This window comes from Ochrobactrum sp. SFR4, from assembly GCF_019730395.1.
Classification (GTDB): Bacteria; Pseudomonadota; Alphaproteobacteria; order Rhizobiales; family Rhizobiaceae; genus Pseudochrobactrum.
Genome location: NZ_JAAPBB010000509.1, coordinates 1 through 320 on the forward strand (window position 1 = coordinate 1; position 320 = coordinate 320).

Below are 320 nucleotides of genomic sequence, written 5' to 3' on the forward strand. Positions count from 1 at the left end.
CATTCCATGAACTGCGGTTGCACAGACTTGAAGCTGCCTGTATTCCATCTAATCTGCGTTCAGTCAGGCTTCTTGAAAAAGCCGGATTTTTACGGGAAGGCACTTTGCGCTCCTATCTCAAAATAAACGGCATCTGGCAGGATCATCTGCTGTATAGTCTGATTGAGGGGGAAGAGCAGAAAAGAGCTCAGCCGGTCACAATGGAAAACAGTTTCCATAAACCGGTTGCCCGCTAAGCGCAGCCTGCTGACTACAAATGACAAAAAGGTAAAGACAGTGACAGAAAACTTTCAGAACCAATTGAAAACGTTTTTCTGTAT

Annotated in this window: 1 protein-coding gene; it reads left to right on the top strand. The window is 45.0% G+C overall.

Annotated elements, in window-relative coordinates; genetic code table 11:
* Nucleotides 1–236, top strand: a 236-nt coding sequence (locus HBA93_RS20025) for a GNAT family N-acetyltransferase (RefSeq protein ID WP_221724447.1), incomplete at its 5' end; no start/stop codon positions are given.
* Between the last annotated feature and the right edge of the window lie 84 nt (nt 237–320).